This is a genomic window from Salinibacterium sp. SWN139 (assembly GCF_015864625.1).
In the GTDB taxonomy this organism is placed as follows: Bacteria; Actinomycetota; Actinomycetes; order Actinomycetales; family Microbacteriaceae; genus Rhodoglobus.
In genome coordinates this window covers 406069-420417 of sequence record NZ_JADYWV010000002.1, presented here as the reverse complement: position 1 = coordinate 420417, position 14349 = coordinate 406069, and the positions used below count along the sequence as shown (strand labels likewise).

The 14349-nt window shown below is 60.7% G+C and carries 16 protein-coding genes and 1 tRNA gene; 2 read left to right on the top strand and 15 right to left on the bottom strand.

Features of this window, described 5'->3' with window-relative positions; all coding sequences use genetic code 11:
• Window positions 1-2 precede the first annotated feature (2 nt).
• Entirely contained in the window at window positions 3-1202 is a 1200-nt protein-coding gene (locus I6E74_RS07185) for a cation:proton antiporter (protein WP_197124309.1), read from the top strand.
• A 61-nt stretch (window positions 1203-1263) separates the two neighbouring features.
• Here I6E74_RS07185 and I6E74_RS07180 read toward each other — a convergent pair whose 3' ends face one another.
• The 14 genes from I6E74_RS07180 to rplU form a co-directional block, all read right to left on the bottom strand.
• Window positions 1264-2676, bottom strand: coding sequence for a DUF2130 domain-containing protein (locus tag I6E74_RS07180; protein ID WP_255529141.1), 1413 nt, complete (start codon window positions 2674-2676; stop codon window positions 1264-1266).
• A 206-nt stretch (window positions 2677-2882) separates the two neighbouring features.
• A tRNA-Ala gene (locus tag I6E74_RS07175) sits at window positions 2883-2959 on the bottom strand.
• Between the two features lie 198 nt (window positions 2960-3157).
• Window positions 3158-3985: a MetQ/NlpA family ABC transporter substrate-binding protein gene (locus tag I6E74_RS07170; RefSeq protein ID WP_197124308.1), complete on the bottom strand. Its 828-nt coding sequence runs from the start codon at window positions 3983-3985 to the stop codon at window positions 3158-3160.
• Window positions 3986-4057: 72 nt separating this feature from the next.
• Window positions 4058-4759 (bottom strand): methionine ABC transporter permease, encoded by a 702-nt coding sequence (locus tag I6E74_RS07165; protein ID WP_197124307.1) that lies wholly within the window; start codon window positions 4757-4759, stop codon window positions 4058-4060.
• Window positions 4756-5745: a methionine ABC transporter ATP-binding protein gene (locus tag I6E74_RS07160; protein WP_197124306.1), complete on the bottom strand. Its 990-nt coding sequence runs from the start codon at window positions 5743-5745 to the stop codon at window positions 4756-4758. Before I6E74_RS07160 ends, I6E74_RS07165 begins: the two co-directional genes overlap by 4 nt.
• 119 nt (window positions 5746-5864) lie before the next feature.
• Window positions 5865-6257, bottom strand: coding sequence for a ribosome silencing factor (gene rsfS, locus I6E74_RS07155; RefSeq protein ID WP_197124305.1), 393 nt, complete (start codon window positions 6255-6257; stop codon window positions 5865-5867).
• A gap of 42 nt (window positions 6258-6299) precedes the next feature.
• Window positions 6300-8108 carry a hypothetical protein gene (locus I6E74_RS07150; RefSeq protein WP_197124304.1) on the bottom strand — a complete coding sequence of 603 codons (1809 nt, stop codon included), beginning with the start codon at window positions 8106-8108 and terminating at the stop codon, window positions 6300-6302.
• A complete protein-coding gene (gene nadD, locus I6E74_RS07145; RefSeq protein ID WP_197124303.1) occupies window positions 8105-8710 on the bottom strand; it encodes a nicotinate-nucleotide adenylyltransferase in 606 nt (201 codons plus the stop codon). The genes I6E74_RS07150 and nadD overlap by 4 nt, the downstream gene beginning before the upstream one ends.
• A 9-nt stretch (window positions 8711-8719) precedes the next feature.
• Window positions 8720-8914, bottom strand: a complete 195-nt coding sequence (locus tag I6E74_RS07140) for a hypothetical protein (RefSeq protein ID WP_197105876.1) — start codon at window positions 8912-8914, stop codon at window positions 8720-8722.
• 30 nt (window positions 8915-8944) lie between these two features.
• The gene (locus I6E74_RS07135) at window positions 8945-10213 is read right to left on the bottom strand and encodes a glutamate-5-semialdehyde dehydrogenase (protein WP_197124301.1); all 1269 of its coding nucleotides are present in this window, start codon (window positions 10211-10213) and stop codon (window positions 8945-8947) included.
• 39 nt (window positions 10214-10252) lie between these two features.
• Window positions 10253-11050, bottom strand: coding sequence for a glutamate 5-kinase (gene proB / locus I6E74_RS07130; protein ID WP_307784415.1), 798 nt, complete (start codon window positions 11048-11050; stop codon window positions 10253-10255).
• Entirely contained in the window at window positions 11043-12587 is a 1545-nt protein-coding gene (gene obgE, locus I6E74_RS07125; RefSeq protein ID WP_197124299.1) for a GTPase ObgE, read from the bottom strand. Before obgE ends, proB begins: the two co-directional genes overlap by 8 nt.
• A gap of 131 nt (window positions 12588-12718) precedes the next feature.
• Window positions 12719-12970 carry a 50S ribosomal protein L27 gene (rpmA, locus tag I6E74_RS07120; protein ID WP_197105879.1) on the bottom strand — a complete coding sequence of 84 codons (252 nt, stop codon included), beginning with the start codon at window positions 12968-12970 and terminating at the stop codon, window positions 12719-12721.
• A gap of 31 nt (window positions 12971-13001) precedes the next feature.
• Entirely contained in the window at window positions 13002-13310 is a 309-nt protein-coding gene (gene rplU / locus I6E74_RS07115; protein ID WP_009772527.1) for a 50S ribosomal protein L21, read from the bottom strand.
• A 315-nt stretch (window positions 13311-13625) separates the two neighbouring features.
• Between rplU and I6E74_RS07110 the strand changes: the two genes are divergently transcribed.
• Window positions 13626-13898, top strand: coding sequence for a DUF4031 domain-containing protein (locus tag I6E74_RS07110; RefSeq protein ID WP_197124297.1), 273 nt, complete (start codon window positions 13626-13628; stop codon window positions 13896-13898).
• A 43-nt stretch (window positions 13899-13941) separates the two neighbouring features.
• Here I6E74_RS07110 and I6E74_RS07105 read toward each other — a convergent pair whose 3' ends face one another.
• A complete protein-coding gene (locus I6E74_RS07105; protein ID WP_197124295.1) occupies window positions 13942-14343 on the bottom strand; it encodes an ACT domain-containing protein in 402 nt (133 codons plus the stop codon).
• Between the last annotated feature and the right edge of the window lie 6 nt (window positions 14344-14349).

Below are 14349 nucleotides of genomic sequence, written 5' to 3'. Positions count from 1 at the left end.
GTATGCATGAGACGACGCAGCTACTCATCGAGGTTGGCGCTCTCCTGCTCGTGCTCAGTGTGCTCGGCAGAGTTGCCGCACGCTTCGGGTTCTCAGCGATCCCTCTTTACTTGCTCGCCGGTCTCGCTGTCGGCGAGGGTGGGCTTCTGCCCCTTCAGGCCAGCGAAGAATTCTTCGAGGTCGGATCTCAAATCGGCGTCATCTTGCTGCTGGCAATGCTCGGTCTCGAGTATTCGGCCGACGAGCTCATGGCGAACCTGAAGACATCACGGATGTCGGGGATCTTGGATGGCGTGTTCAATGCGCTTCCCGGCGCACTGTTTGCCATTCTGCTCGGGTGGGAACCCGCCGCAGTGGTGGCTCTCGCTGGAGTGACGTGGGTGTCGTCATCCGGCGTTATCGCCAAGGTCATTCGCGACCTCGGGCGACTCGGTAACCGTGAGACGCCAGTGATTCTTTCGATCCTGGTGATGGAAGACCTCGCCATGGCGTTCTATCTGCCGGTGCTGTCGGCGCTCGTGATCGGCGCCGGGTTGCTGCAGGGTTCTATTACCGTCGCGATTGCTGTTGCGGTTGTCGTCACCATTCTCTACGTGGCGCTGCGCCATGGTCGTGTCTTGTCGCGCCTGCTCCCCCAGAAGAACGCTGAAGCCTTGCTGCTCGGAGTAGTCGGTCTCACGATGCTCGTCGCGGGCCTTGCAGAGGCTGTGAATGTCTCAGCGGCCGTAGGAGCGTTCCTCGTCGGCATCGCCATTTCGGGGCCCGTAGCGCATCAGTCGGCCCAACTCATCACTCCCCTGCGCGACCTCTTCGCTGCCGTCTTCTTCGTCTTCTTCGGCATCTCGACCTCGCCCGCCGACATCATTCCGGTGCTGCTGCCCGCCTTCGCCCTCGCTGTGCTCACCATCGGCACCAAAACGTACTCCGGATACCGCGCCGCAAAACACGCTGGTATCGCGGCCCCTGGCCGTTGGCGTACCGGGTTGGCTCTGACCCCGCGCGGAGAGTTCTCCATCGTCATCGCAGGCCTCGCCGTCGGCGCTGGCATCGAACCGATGCTCGCCCCGCTCGCCACCGCCTACGTGCTCATGACGATCATCGCGGGGCCCCTGCTGGCGCGTGTGCCCGACACCGCGTGGTTCAAGGCGCGCGTGCGCAAGCCCGCGTCGGCGCCGCCGACGACGCCGATCGCTACGCGCTAGCGGCCCGGCAGCTCAGCCGCGTGTCGAAGAGCAGACGCGACACCGTGAGGCCTCTCGAACGTTAGTCGTCGCCCTTGTTCAGGTCGGAAAACTTCTCGGCCATGGTCGGGTTACCGCGCGTGAGCTTCTTGATCGTCACGTCTTGAGCCTTGTCGTTGGCGAGGCGCAGGTTCCGGTTCGTGCCGAGCAGGGCGTCCTTGGTTTTCTGCAGGTGGTCGATCGACTTGTCGATCTCATCGATCGCCGTCTGAAACTTGCGGGAGGCCAAATCGAAGTTGCGCGCAAACCCTGACTTGAATGAGTCCAGCTCTTCCTCAAAGTTCGTCACGTCAATGCTCTGCGCCTTCACGAGCGCGAGCTCGTTCTTGTAGGTGAGCGAGTTGAGCGCCGCGTTGCGGAGCACCGTAATGATGGGGATGAAGAACTGGGGGCGCACGACGTACATTTTCGGATACCGGTGAGAGACATCCACGATCCCGGAGTTGTAGAGCTCGCTGTCTGGCTCGAGCAGGGACACCAGCACCGCATATTCGCAGCCCTTTTCGTTGCGGTCTTTGTCGAGCTCTTTCAAGAAGTCTTCGTTGCGCTTCTTGGTGGCGGTCGTGTCGGCTTCGTTCTTCATTTCGAACATGATCGAGACGATCTCGGTGCCCGACTCATCCGCCTCTTTGAAGATATAGTCGCCCTTGCTGCCGCTGCGCGCGTCATTGTCTTTCTCAAAGTAGGCGCGAGGGAAGGCTGTGGCACGAATCTGATTGAACGTCGTTTCGCAATGAATTTCGAGCGTCTCGCCGATCATCTTCGTCGAGAGCCGCGCCTTCATGTCACGTAGTCGCTCAATCGCGTCATCGCGATCCTTGAGCTGGGTCTCGTACTTGTCTTTCATCGAGGTCTCGGCGAGCTTCTTCTCCAGCTCTACGCGCTCAAGAGTGCCCTTGAGACCATCGCGCTCTTTCTCGACGGCACCCACCGCTGCGGAGAGCGCCAATTGCTGCTCTGAGCCAGCGGCCTGTAGCTTCGCCTTCAGAGCTTGGATCTCGGCTTCTTTCTCTGCGGTGGCGGCTTGGAGCTCGCTCACACGCTTCGCTTCAGCCAGCTCGGCGGCAGACTCCCTCTCTCGCTTGGCTTTCTCGAGTTCGTTAGCCAGGGCATCCCGCTCGGTCTGCACGGCGCTCAGAGCCTCGGACACTGCCAGCTTCTGGGCAACAGCGCCGGACTCCAGCTGCGCCTTCAGCTCTTGAATGGCGGCATCCTTCTTCGAGGCCTCCGCTTGCAGCTCTCGTGCGATCTTCGCTTCCGCAAGCGCGATCTCCGCCTTCTTGGTGGCCTCGGCCGACTCAAGCCGCTCGTGAAGCTCACTCTCGAACTCCCGGTCACGAATCTGCTTCACGATGTCGGCATACCCAGCCTCATCGATCGTGAACGCTTTGCCACAGTGAGGGCAGGTAACTTCGTGCATCGGCGCGTCTTCCATTCAGCTCTACTGGGAGATGGATGCACGCCGGCTGCAGTTACTTCGCGCGGCGCACTCCAGATCGTTCTCGCTCAGGCTAATGGCTGCTCCGCGCCCGCGGGGGTTGCCGCACGGCGTTGGTGCACGGCGACCCCGGCCGGAGGAAATAAACGCTCCGAGGAACGGACACGAAAAAGCCCCGCAATCTTCACGATTGCGGGGCTAGATGGTGGATCCAAGGGGATTCGAACCCCTGACCCCCTGCATGCCATGCAGGTGCGCTACCGGGCTGCGCCATGGACCCATCTGTTTTGTTTCCTTTCGAAAACGCAACTTGTCAAGATTACTACACGCTTGGCGCATCCAGAACCATCTGAGCGATTCCCAGCCAATTGTCTCCGAAAATTATGGGGAAAGAGTAAGGGGCGGCCGACATCCCAATGGATGACGACCGCCCTTTCACAGCGACGTGCAGTTCACGCGGAGCGCGACAGCTTCGCGACTAGGAAACGGGGATAACGAGGCCGTTGTAGAAGTCGTTGATGTACGCCTTCGTCTCGTCGGAGGTCAGCAGCTCGTAGAGCGTGGTGACGCGAGGGTCGCTCTTCAGCTCATCGCGCGTGGCGAGGATGTTGTAGTACTCGCTCGCGGTGCCCTCGGTGACCAGCTGCAGGTCACCCGAGAGGCCAGCAGCGCCCGCGTAGTTGAAGTTCACGATCGCCGCGTCCTGGTCATCAAGAGCGGACGGCAGGCTTGCTGCGTCAATCTCGATGAAGTTGTAGTCGTTGGGGTTGGCGGTGATGTCCGACACAGTCGACGGGGCGTCCGTGGTTTCGATGAGTCCGGCGTCCGCCAGCAGCAGCAGCGCACGGCCCTCGTTGCTCGCGTCGTTAGGTAGCGCGATCTTGGCGCCATCAGGCAGGTCAGCGAGGTCGTCTACGGTCTTCGAGTACAGCGCCAGCGGAGGGAGGTAAACCTGGCCGACAACAGCGAGGTTGTCACCCGTGTTCTCGTTGTACAGGTCGAGGAACGGTGCGTGCTGGAACAGGTTGACGTCGAGGCTGCCCTCGCTCAGTGCGGGGTTCGGCGTGGTGTAGTCGGTGAACTCAACGATGTCGAGTTCAAGGCCAGCAGCTTCAGCCTGTCCGCTGTCGATAACGAACTGAACGATCTCGCCAGCCGGCGTTGCCGTGGCGCCGACGGTCAACGAACCGAGGGTGCCATCAGTCGGCGCGGCCTCTTCGGCGGGAGCCGAGCATCCGGCCAAGGTGAAAGCGAGCACGCCAGCGGCGGCAACGGTCGAGAGTGAGAAGAATTTGGAGCGTGACATTACTAATCCTTTGGTGAAGGGTGAAACAGATGGGATAAAAGAGAACTACGTGGGGGTAAGCCGCCGACCGCGTCAGCGGTGAGACATTCGGTTGGCCAGGCGCGCGCCGACCACTTGAACGATCTGCACAATCGCCACCAACACGATAATGACCGCCACGATGTGGATGACGCTGTAGCGCTGGTGACCGTAGCGAATAGCAACATCACCCAGACCTCCACCACCAATCGCGCCCACAATGGCGGAGTAGTTCACAATCGACACCACTGTCGTTGTAAAGCCTCGGATGAGGCCAGGAACAGCCTCGGGAATGATGACCTTCGACACGAGTTGCCAGCGAGTAGCACCGAGCGAATGACCGGCTTCAACAAGCCCTTCGTTGACTTCGCGCAGCGAGATCTCGACGATACGGGCATAGAACGGGATCGCCGCCACGGTCAGCGGAACAATCGCCGCCGTGACACCAAACGCCGAGCCAAGCAGCAGCCGGGTGAACGGGATAAGCGCGATCATCAAGATGATGAACGGAATCGAGCGACCAAGGTTCACCACGGTTTGCGTAACCGCATTGATGATGCGGCCGGCCACGATGCTGCCGAACGGGCGTTCAAGGATGCCACCGCGGTCGGTGACCACGAGCAGCGTTCCTAGTGCCAACCCGATCACGAGCGTGATGATCATCGTGACGCCCACTTGGTAGAGGGTCTCCCCCGTTGCCTTCAGGAGGGTTTCGAACAGCTGCGGCCAGAAGCCGGGAGCAGTGGAATCGATCATCGTCCGCTCCTCACAATCTCAACCACGAGGCCCTGAGCTCGCAGGTCATCAATCGCAGCAGTGTGTTGCTCGATGGTTCCTGGTAGTTCAAGGCGCGTACGACCAGACTGTGCGCCTCCGATAGTTTCCATCGCAGCGCCGAGCAGACCAACATCAAGGTGATGAGTTCTAGCCAGCTGGGCAACGACAGGGCGCTCAGAAGACAGCCCCACAAAAGTGACGTCAATGACCGTGGAGTTGCCCGCTGGCAATTCGCCAAGCGGAAAGAGACCACGAGCCAGCTGCGAGCCTGGTTGACTCAGCAAGTCGACTAAGCGGCCGTGCTCGAGGATGCGGCCACCACTCATGAGCGCAGCAGAATCGCAAATGCTTTTGACGACATCCATCTCGTGCGTGATGAGCAAAATGGTGAGTCCGAGCTCTTTATTGAGGCTGCGCAGCAGCTGCAGGATCGAGTCGGTGGTCTCGGGGTCGAGCGCACTAGTCGCTTCATCACTGAGCAACACCCGAGGGCGGGATGCCAGCGCACGGGCGATACCGACACGCTGCTTCTGACCGCCCGAGAGCTGAGCCGGGTACTGCTGAGCTTTGTGCTCAAGGCCAACAAGTTCGAGGATCTCATTCGTGCGTGCGGTGCGCTGACGACGCTCTACGCCCACAATTTCAAGAGCGAGCTCAACGTTTCCGCGAACGGTGCGGCTATCGAGCAGGTTGAACTGCTGAAAGACCATGCCGATCTCGCGGCGGGCCTGAAGCAGTTCGCGGTCGCTCAGCGCGGTGAGTTCGCGGTCAGCGACGGTAACCGTTCCCGAGTCGGGACGCTCAAGAAGATTAACCGTGCGGATGAGCGTGCTCTTGCCCGCACCACTCTGGCCGATAACCCCGAAGATCTCGCCACTGGCGACGGAGAGACTCACGTCGTCAAGGGCGCGAACTGGATTCGCGGCATCACCAAAAGTCTTGGTGACGGAAGAAAGCGTAATCATGAAACCCCAGTGGGAGAAGGTGACTGGTGAAGGTCGCCCCGGGGTCGAACTGCCCGGCTAAAACAAGCAAACCAGCACGGCGCAACCCACACAAATTGGGTTACGAAGTGTGAAGTTTGTTACTCCGAATCAGACTCAACGTCTGTGGCAACGGGCGTGATGGTGATCGGGATGACGGGGCAGTCGCTCCAGAGTCGCTCGAGCGAGTAGTAGAGGCGGTCTTCTTCGTGGAAGATGTGCGCAACGACGTGGCCGAAGTCGAGCAGGATCCAGCGACCCTCAGCACGACCTTCGCGACGCAATGGCTTAGCGCCAGCGGCGATCATCTTCTCTTCGATCTCGGAGGCGATCGACTGCACGTTACGTTCGTTGCGACCGGTCGCGAGGAAGAAGATATCGGCGTAAGGCATGGGACCGGTGACGTCGAGAGCAACCATGTCGGTCGCCTGCTTGGCGTCGGCGGCATTCGCGACGATGGAAAGTAGCTCGTTGGCACGAGGAGAAGCAGTCACAGGATCCTTAATCGGAAAAAAGCTGAAGGCAAAGAGTTAAACCTACAACATGTTGAAGGCGAAGGCTGCCACGAGCAACCCAGCCACGACAACAGCCATTGACGCTGCTGAGATGAGCAGTACCGTCAAAGCACGCGTGCCCTTGGGTTTCTGCGTCTGCGTAACGGACTGGTTGGAGAAGGTGCTGACGGCCTTAACCGCGCGCACGGGCGCCGAATCAGTCGACACCATGTCGCTGTCGTTGAGATCCAGGAGAGAGTCAATGTCGCCCTTGTCGAAGCGGTCAGAAACACCGCTTGCCGAGAGAGTGCTCGGGAGGTCGATTGAACCGGTAAGCATCGCTTCGCCACTCGAGGTCAGCGGACCACGGATGTCGGTAGCAAACGGAATCGCTGGCAAGACAAGAGCGTTCGTTGCGCTGCTTCCGCTGCCAATGGTGCGCGTGACGATCGCGTTGTTCGCCTCTTCGTCAGACTTTGTCTGGCTAGACCAGTGCCCGATCGAGATACCGGATGCCGCAATAACTGGTGCCGCAGCGGGAGCCGGTGACGCACTCGGTGCAGCGGGAGCCTGTGCAGCGGGAGCCGGAGCAGCGGGAGCCGGAGCAACGGGTGCATTCGCAGGCTTCACGGCGGGAGCGGCAGCGACTTCGCCATCAAGGCGTTTACGCGCGAGCTCATCAAACTCTGCTCGCGCATTACTCAATGTGGTCTGAGCCGAAGCGGTGGGCGTCGACGACGCTTGCGGCTTCGTAGCCGCTGGCGCCGGGTCGAACCCGAGAAGGCCTTCAACGGTGGGGCGGGTCGACTGTTCAGGCTTTGTAGGCGCGGCAGCCATATCAGACTTCGCACCTTGTTCGGGCTTGGCCGCTGGAATCACCTTGGTGACAGGGTCAGCCGTAGTGCGCGCGCTCGGCACGGCAGCAACGTTAGGTGCAGGAAGATCTGCGAGCGGTGACCGCGGAGCTGCCGGAGCGGGCGCACCCGTGACAGAACCGTCGGGGTTAGCCAGTAATGATTCAAAAGCGCTAAGGGCATCCGTGGGAGCGGCCGCAGTAGCCGCAGCTTCGGGAACGACAGCCAGAGGGTCGACTAGAGCTGGCGGCTCGATGTAGGCCTGGGCTGCTGGCGTGAACGACAGTTCTTCGGCCGTTCTCGCAGGCTTCACCTGAGCCGCAGCGGATGCCGCCGCAGCAAGGTCAGCCAAGCTCGGACGAGCGGCAGGCGTTGAAGCCGGTGCCTGTGAAGGTGCAGGCGCAGTGGATGCTGCAGGCTGAGCAGGAGCAGCTGGCGCGGATGCGGCGGGAGTCGGCGCAACCGGCGCGGCCGCCGCCGGAGCGACCTGAGTAGGCGCTGGCTGAGCAGGCGCTGGCTGAGCAGGTGCGGCCTGAACGGGAGCGGCCGGAGCGGGCGCTGCCGGAGCAGCAGTTGTTTGACTGGCTGCTTCTTCGCGAGCACGCAGTTCGCGCAGCTCACGGCGCGTCAACTGGCTCACGTCAGTACCCGCATCCGATGCCGGAACGGCGGAAGCAGCAGGAACGACGGGTGCCGGCGGCGCAACAGCAGAATTGCTCTGACCATTGACGTTGGGTGGCGGCGCAGTGAGATAGGCAGCGGCAGCGGTGGGCTGCGAAGCGGCAGGCGGCGCGACAGGAGCCTGAGCCGGGGTTGCCGGAGGCGTGGCGGGCGCACTGCGAGGTGCTTGGTTAACGTCAGAAGCGTGCGTGTCGTCGCTTTGCGACGGGAAGGTGGTGAATCCTTCTACTGTGGGCTGCTCGTCGGACGAGTGTGTGCGCTCACTCTGACGCGCCGCGCGTCGCGACTGCGGCGGCGGATCGTGAAAAGTGGTCATGAAATACTCCGATATAGGTGGTGCTTGGCGATGTACTGAACGACACCATCCGGAACCAGATACCAGACCGGGTAACCCCGACTGACCCTGTTTCGGCAATCGGTAGATGAGATCGCAAGCGCCGGCACTTCCAACGAGCTTACGCCTTGCTCAGGCAATCCACTAATGGTTAAGGCGTGTCCTGGCCGTGAAACTGCTATGAAATGGGCGAGTGTCCAGACCTCGTCAACGTCCTTCCATTCCATGATTTGAGCCACGGCATCCGCGCCCGTAATGAAGAAAAGGTCGGCGTCAGGATAGGTCTTGCGCATGTCGCGCAGGGTGTCGATTGTGTACGTCGCCCCTTCACGCTCAAGGTCAGCTCTGCTGACATCGAACCCGGGGTTGGCCGCGGTCGCAATGACCGTCATGAGGTAGCGGTGCTCCCCCGACGTTGCGGTGTCTTTCATCCACGGCTTGCCGGTGGGAACAAACACGACCTGATCGAGGTCGAACTGAAGCTGAGCTTCACTGGCCGCAACAAGGTGGCCATTGTGGATGGGATCGAAGGTTCCACCCATGATGCCGATGCGGGCGCGGCGCGGCGCCGTCTCGGCGGTCACAAAAAAGCCTTAGTGGCCTGCGCCGTGAGCGTCGCCAGCCTTCGCCGGCTTAGCTACGTGACGGTTCGCCACATCACGGAAGCTCCACGTGACAAAACCGAGGGTGGTCAACACGACCGCCGCAATGAGCGGGAAAGCAAGCGCGGGCAACACGAGAGGCGCAAGCTCTTCACTCGACGCAAGAACGTTCAGAAAAATCGACATCAGATCTCCATTCACAAAACCAATAACAGTCTAGCCGCGGACTTGACCGCTGCCGCGCACAACCCACTTGGTACTCGTAAGTTCCGGCAGCCCCATGGGGCCTCGAGCGTGCAGTTTTTGGGTCGAGATGCCCACTTCAGCACCAAAACCGAACTCAGCACCATCGGTGAAGCGAGTGGAGGCGTTGACCATGACCACCGCGGAATCCACTTCGGCGAGGAAGCGATCCGCATTCGCGAGATCGTTTGTGATGATCGATTCCGTGTGCTTCGTGGAGTATGCGTCGATGTGTTCGATCGCAGCGTCGAGGTCGGCAACGACCCGCACAGCGACATCCAAACTCAAGTGCTCAACAGACCAGGCGTCGGCGTCAGCGATCTGTGCTGCGGGAAAGAGCTGCCGCGTGCGCTCATCCGCATGAATTGTGACGCCTGCCTCGGCCAATCGCGCCAGCACCGCAGGAATCAGTCGTTCAGCGGCGGCCTCGTGCACAAGGAGCGTCTCAAGCGCATTGCAGACGCTCGGTCGCTGAACCTTCGAGTTGTACACGATTTCGACGGCGGTGGTTTCGTCGGCGGACTCATCCAAGAAGATATGAACGATTCCTGCGCCAGTTTCAATCACGGGAACAGTCGACTCGGTGACGACGGTCTGGATGAGCTGGGCACTGCCACGAGGAATGAGCACGTCAACAAAACCACGGGCTTGCATGAGCGCCTTCGCCCCCTCGCGGCCAAACTCGTCGACCGTTTGCACGGATGCCGGATCAATCCCGACGCTCGACAACGCTGACTGAATTACGTCAACGAGCACGCGGTTGGAGTCTTCAGCTGCTGAGCCTCCACGAAGGAGCACCGCGTTGCCGCTCTTGAGCGCGAGGGCAGCGATATCAATCGTGACATTGGGCCGAGCTTCGTAGATCGCCCCGATGACGCCAAATGGAACTCGGGTCTGCGCCACAGAAAGGCCATTGGGCAATACAGAGCCGCGTACTACGGTGCCGACAGGATCAGCAAGCTCAACAATTTCGAGCACCGCGGCGGAAAGCTGGGCGATTCGTTCCGGAGTAAGCCGGAGGCGGTCTTGCAGCCCGACCGTCATCCCGGTGCCGCGACCACGCTCGAGGTCACGGCCGTTCGCTTCCACGATGCGGTCGGCGTGAGCAACCACACCGGCTGCAATAGCTTCGAGCGCGGCATTCTTCTGCACCGTTGTCACAGTGGCAAGAGTGCGCGATGCTGCGCGTGCGGCGCGAAGTTTGTCGTCAATAGAAAGCGCGGTTGCGGCTGAATCACCCATGATCAGAGTGTAGCGGCGCTCGGCGATGCCAATCGAACGTTACAGAGCGGCGGGATCGGCCTCGAACCAGGTTCCGATGGACGCCCCCGCCAGAGCGGCAGCGACGCTGCCTGTCTCGGCGAGCAATACCGGGATGCCAGCGGCCGCAGCATGCTTGGCAGCAGCGACCTTCGTTCCCGCGCCTCCGGTTCCGACTCCGGCCGCACCGATGTCGCCAAACGTGACATCGGTGAGGTCATTTGCAAAGGAGACAACATCTATGCGCTCAGCCCCTGGCTCAGAAGGCGGCTTGGTATAGAGCGCGTCGATATCGGAAAGCAACACGAGCACGTCAGCACGCACCAAAACAGAGACGAGGGCCGCAAGGCGGTCGTTGTCACCGAAGCGGATCTCGTGGGTGGCGACAGTGTCGTTCTCGTTCACGATGGGCAAGATTTTCAGCCCCAGCAATCGTTCGAGCGCGCGCTGAGCATTGCTGTGGTGGGTGGGGTTTTCCATGTCCCCCGCCGTCAACAAGATTTGCGCAGCGACGACGCCGTAGCGGTCGAAGCTCTCTTGGTAACGGTAGATGAGAACGTTTTGGCCCACGGCAGCCGCGGCTTGCTGAGTCGCGAGGTCGGTGGGGCGAGCATCCAATTTCAAGAAAGGGATGCCGGTAGCGATCGCGCCGGACGAGACAAGAATGACTTCAGAACCAGTGGCATGAGCTGACACGAGAGCATCAACTAGAGCACCGATCTGGCCCACGTTGGCACCGCTCACCGACGAAGAGCCGACTTTGACAACGATGCGGCGCGCACGAGGAATCTCGGCGCGCACGGTGGGCTTGTTAGTCACGATCCTCCGGCTCATCGTCACGCTGAATAGCGAAACCTTCATCGTCTTGCCACACGCCAGCTTCGCGCTCACCCTCAAGCTCTGCACGGGCAGCGGCCTTGGCATCCATACGCTCAAGGTAGTTGCGGCGACGGCTGCGGTTGGTCTCGCGAGGGTTGTCGTCGAGTCGCGGGTCAGTACCACGCGGCGCAACAATCAGTTCTGCGGCAGACGACAGTGTCGGCTCCCAGTCGAAGACAACACCTCCGCCTGCACCGATGATGACGGTAGAACCGGGAACGGCGCCAGCCTTGAAGAGGTCGTCTTCGACGCCGAGGCGTGCGAGGCGGTCGGCGAGGTAGCCCACCGCTTCTTCGTTAGCGAAGTCGGTCTGAGCAACCCAACGCTCAGGCTTCTCGCCCACCACGCGGTAGATGTTGCCGTAGGTGCCACCCTCGACCTTGACCGCGAAGTCTTTCGCGTTCACGGCGCGGGGACGCAAGACAATGCGTTCCTTGACGGGCTCAGAAAGGCGGGCTTCGCGGTCAGCGAGCACGAGTGCTGCCAGCGCGAAGGAAAGTTCACGGAGCCCGTGACGCGAGACTGCCGAAACTTCAAAGACGCGGTAGCCACGCCCCTCAAGCTCAGTCTTGACCATGTCAGCGAGCTCATTGCCCTCAGGAACATCGACCTTGTTGAGAGCGATGATTTGTTCGCGCTCAAGGAGAGGCTTCTGCCCCTCGGGAACGGGATACGCCGCAAGCTCACCGAGAATGACATCGAGGTCAGTGATCGGGTCGCGGCCGGGCTCCAACGTTGCACAGTCAAGGACGTGCAGCAGAGCAGTACAGCGCTCAACGTGGCGCAGGAACTCAAGGCCGAGCCCCTTGCCCTCGCTGGCACCTTCGATGAGACCGGGAACGTCAGCGATCGTGTACCGAACCTCACCAGACTCCACCACACCGAGATTGGGGTGCAGAGTCGTAAAGGGGTAGTCAGCAATCTTGGGCTTAGCGGCGCTCATAGCGGCGATCAAGCTCGATTTGCCCGCAGAGGGGTAGCCCACGAGGGCGACATCAGCGACGGTCTTGAGTTCGAGGTAAATATCCCCCTCGGAACCGGGCGTGCCGAGAAGTGCAAAACCGGGAGCCTTGCGCTTAGTGGATGACAGCGCGGCGTTGCCGAGTCCGCCCTGACCACCGGGAGCAACGATCAGTCGCATTCCCGGGGCATCCATGTCGATGAGTACTTCGCCTGAAGCATCACGGACGACGGTGCCAACCGGAACAGGAAGCAGCAGCTCTGCACCAGCGGTGCCAGCCTTGTGGTCACCCTGACCGGGCTGACCGTGCTGAGACTTGCGGTGAGGTGAGCGGTGGTAGTTGAGAAGTGTCGTTACCTGCGGGTCACTGACGAGAACGATGTCTCCACCGTCACCGCCCTTGCCACCGTCGGGGCCGGCGAGAGGCTTGAACTTCTCGCGCTTGACCGAAACACAACCATTGCCACCATGGCCTGCTACGAGATGAAGGGTTACCTGGTCGACGAACGATGCCACAATGGTTCCTCCTGTTCTCGTGAGCTAATGACTGGCCTGTAGTGCCATCTTAAATGGCGAGAGCGAGCCGAAGCTCGCTCTTCGCTGTAACGCGTGCCTGCAAGCAGGCTGCGTGGAAATGCCGCGGAAAGTTACGCGGAAACGATGTTGACGACCTTGCGGCCGCCCTTTGCGCCGAACTGAACTGCGCCCGGTGCGAGAGCGAACAGAGTGTCGTCGCCGCCACGGCCGACGTTAACGCCGGGGTGGAAGTGAGTGCCACGCTGGCGAACGATGATTTCGCCGGCGAGAACCTCTTGGCCGCCGAAGCGCTTTACGCCGAGGCGCTGAGCGTTGGAATCGCGGCCGTTACGGGTGGAGCTTGCGCCCTTTTTATGTGCCATCTGTCTAGAAGTCCTTTACGTCCGTCAGCAGTTACTTGATGCTGGTGATCTTGATACGGGTCAGTTCTTGACGGTGACCCTGGCGAACCTTGTAGCCGGTCTTGTTCTTGAACTTCTGGATAACGATCTTGGGACCGCGCTCATCGTTCAATACCTCGGCAACGACCTTGATCTTCTCAAGCGCCTTGGCGTCGTGAGTGATCTTGTCGCCGTCAACGAACAGAACTGGAGCGAGCTCAACATTGCCGTTCTTGTCGGCTGCGATGCGGTCGAGAACGACAATCGTGCCGACCTCTACCTTCTCCTGCCGCCCACCGGCGCGCACAACTGCGTAAACCACTTTTGACCCTTACTTAACGATTGAATAGCTAGAACTACTGAAGCTTGTGGCGAATTCTGCGGGCTTTGCCCAGCACACGCCAAGGATCAACAATACTCGACGTGGGCACTCCCGGTCAAACGACACGCTGCAGTAGCTTTCGACTGAATCAATCATGATCTTGACCCGACGAAAACGAGAACGTGTACACCAACATTGGTCACGATCTCAACGATCGGAACCACAACTCGGGTGCAGCAGAGTCCATAGTACGTTGCGAACGGGCATTGGGTCAAAACCTCCCCCCAGCGATTCGTCGTCAATTAGGCTCGCAGCATGACCGTGTTGATCGACCAGCCAATTTGGCCAGCCCATGACACGGTGTGGGCGCATATCGTCAGCGATGTGTCTCTCGAGGAATTACACGAGTTTGCGAGCAGGGCAGGCATCCCCCGCCGCGGATTTGACCTCGACCACTACGACGTCCCCGCCCGCATGTGGACTGAACTTGTCAGCCTCGGAGCGGAACCCGTTGGCGTGCGCGAGTTCGTGCGCAGACTCGAAGCGAGCGGGCTGCGCGTCGCTCAACGCGACCGCCCAGCGAAGTAGCCAACGCACGCCTGAGGCGCGCGTTGGGCGATGTGCAGCCTGACTAACGAGCGGACGCCTGCAGGCCGCGTAGCGCCGCCACAGCGGCATCCGTGGATTCGACAGAAACGAAGATGTGGTCATGGTGATGGCCAGCGATCACATTGCAGCTGATCTGAACATCACCGAGCGCCTGCGCGAACGCCGCCGTGAGGCCAACGGCCTCGAGGGCAGACGTGACAGTGAGAGTGATCCACGACGAGCGGAACTCGTGGGCGATACCCTGGCGCACAGCATCCGACTCGGTCATCACCACGGAAAGCCCCTCAGGCTCCTGCATCAATGCCACGATCGACGACGCATCAACCTCCGCAAGCGAATCCACCGTCGCGAAGACGAAGACACCCTCATTGAGATGGGGCTCCATCGAAGCAAGCAACTCGTTGAGGTCAGAAATCGCTGTCATACAGCG

Bases quoted from the DNA above. Each gene is read 5' to 3' on its own strand.
- I6E74_RS07185 (WP_197124309.1), top strand. From the start codon at position 3: ATGCATGAGACGACGCAGCTACTCATCGAGGTTGGCGCTCTCCTGCTC.
- I6E74_RS07180 (WP_255529141.1), bottom strand. From the start codon at position 2,676: ATGGAAGACGCGCCGATGCACGAAGTTACCTGCCCTCACTGTGGCAAA.
- I6E74_RS07170 (WP_197124308.1), bottom strand. From the start codon at position 3,985: ATGTCACGCTCCAAATTCTTCTCACTCTCGACCGTTGCCGCCGCTGGC.
- I6E74_RS07165 (WP_197124307.1), bottom strand. From the start codon at position 4,759: ATGATCGATTCCACTGCTCCCGGCTTCTGGCCGCAGCTGTTCGAAACC.
- I6E74_RS07160 (WP_197124306.1), bottom strand. From the start codon at position 5,745: ATGATTACGCTTTCTTCCGTCACCAAGACTTTTGGTGATGCCGCGAAT.
- I6E74_RS07150 (WP_197124304.1), bottom strand. From the start codon at position 8,108: ATGACCACTTTTCACGATCCGCCGCCGCAGTCGCGACGCGCGGCGCGT.
- I6E74_RS07140 (WP_197105876.1), bottom strand. From the start codon at position 8,914: ATGTCGATTTTTCTGAACGTTCTTGCGTCGAGTGAAGAGCTTGCGCCT.
- I6E74_RS07135 (WP_197124301.1), bottom strand. From the start codon at position 10,213: ATGGGTGATTCAGCCGCAACCGCGCTTTCTATTGACGACAAACTTCGC.
- rpmA (WP_197105879.1), bottom strand. From the start codon at position 12,970: ATGGCACATAAAAAGGGCGCAAGCTCCACCCGTAACGGCCGCGATTCC.
- I6E74_RS07110 (WP_197124297.1), top strand. From the start codon at position 13,626: ATGACCGTGTTGATCGACCAGCCAATTTGGCCAGCCCATGACACGGTG.
- I6E74_RS07105 (WP_197124295.1), bottom strand. From the start codon at position 14,343: ATGACAGCGATTTCTGACCTCAACGAGTTGCTTGCTTCGATGGAGCCC.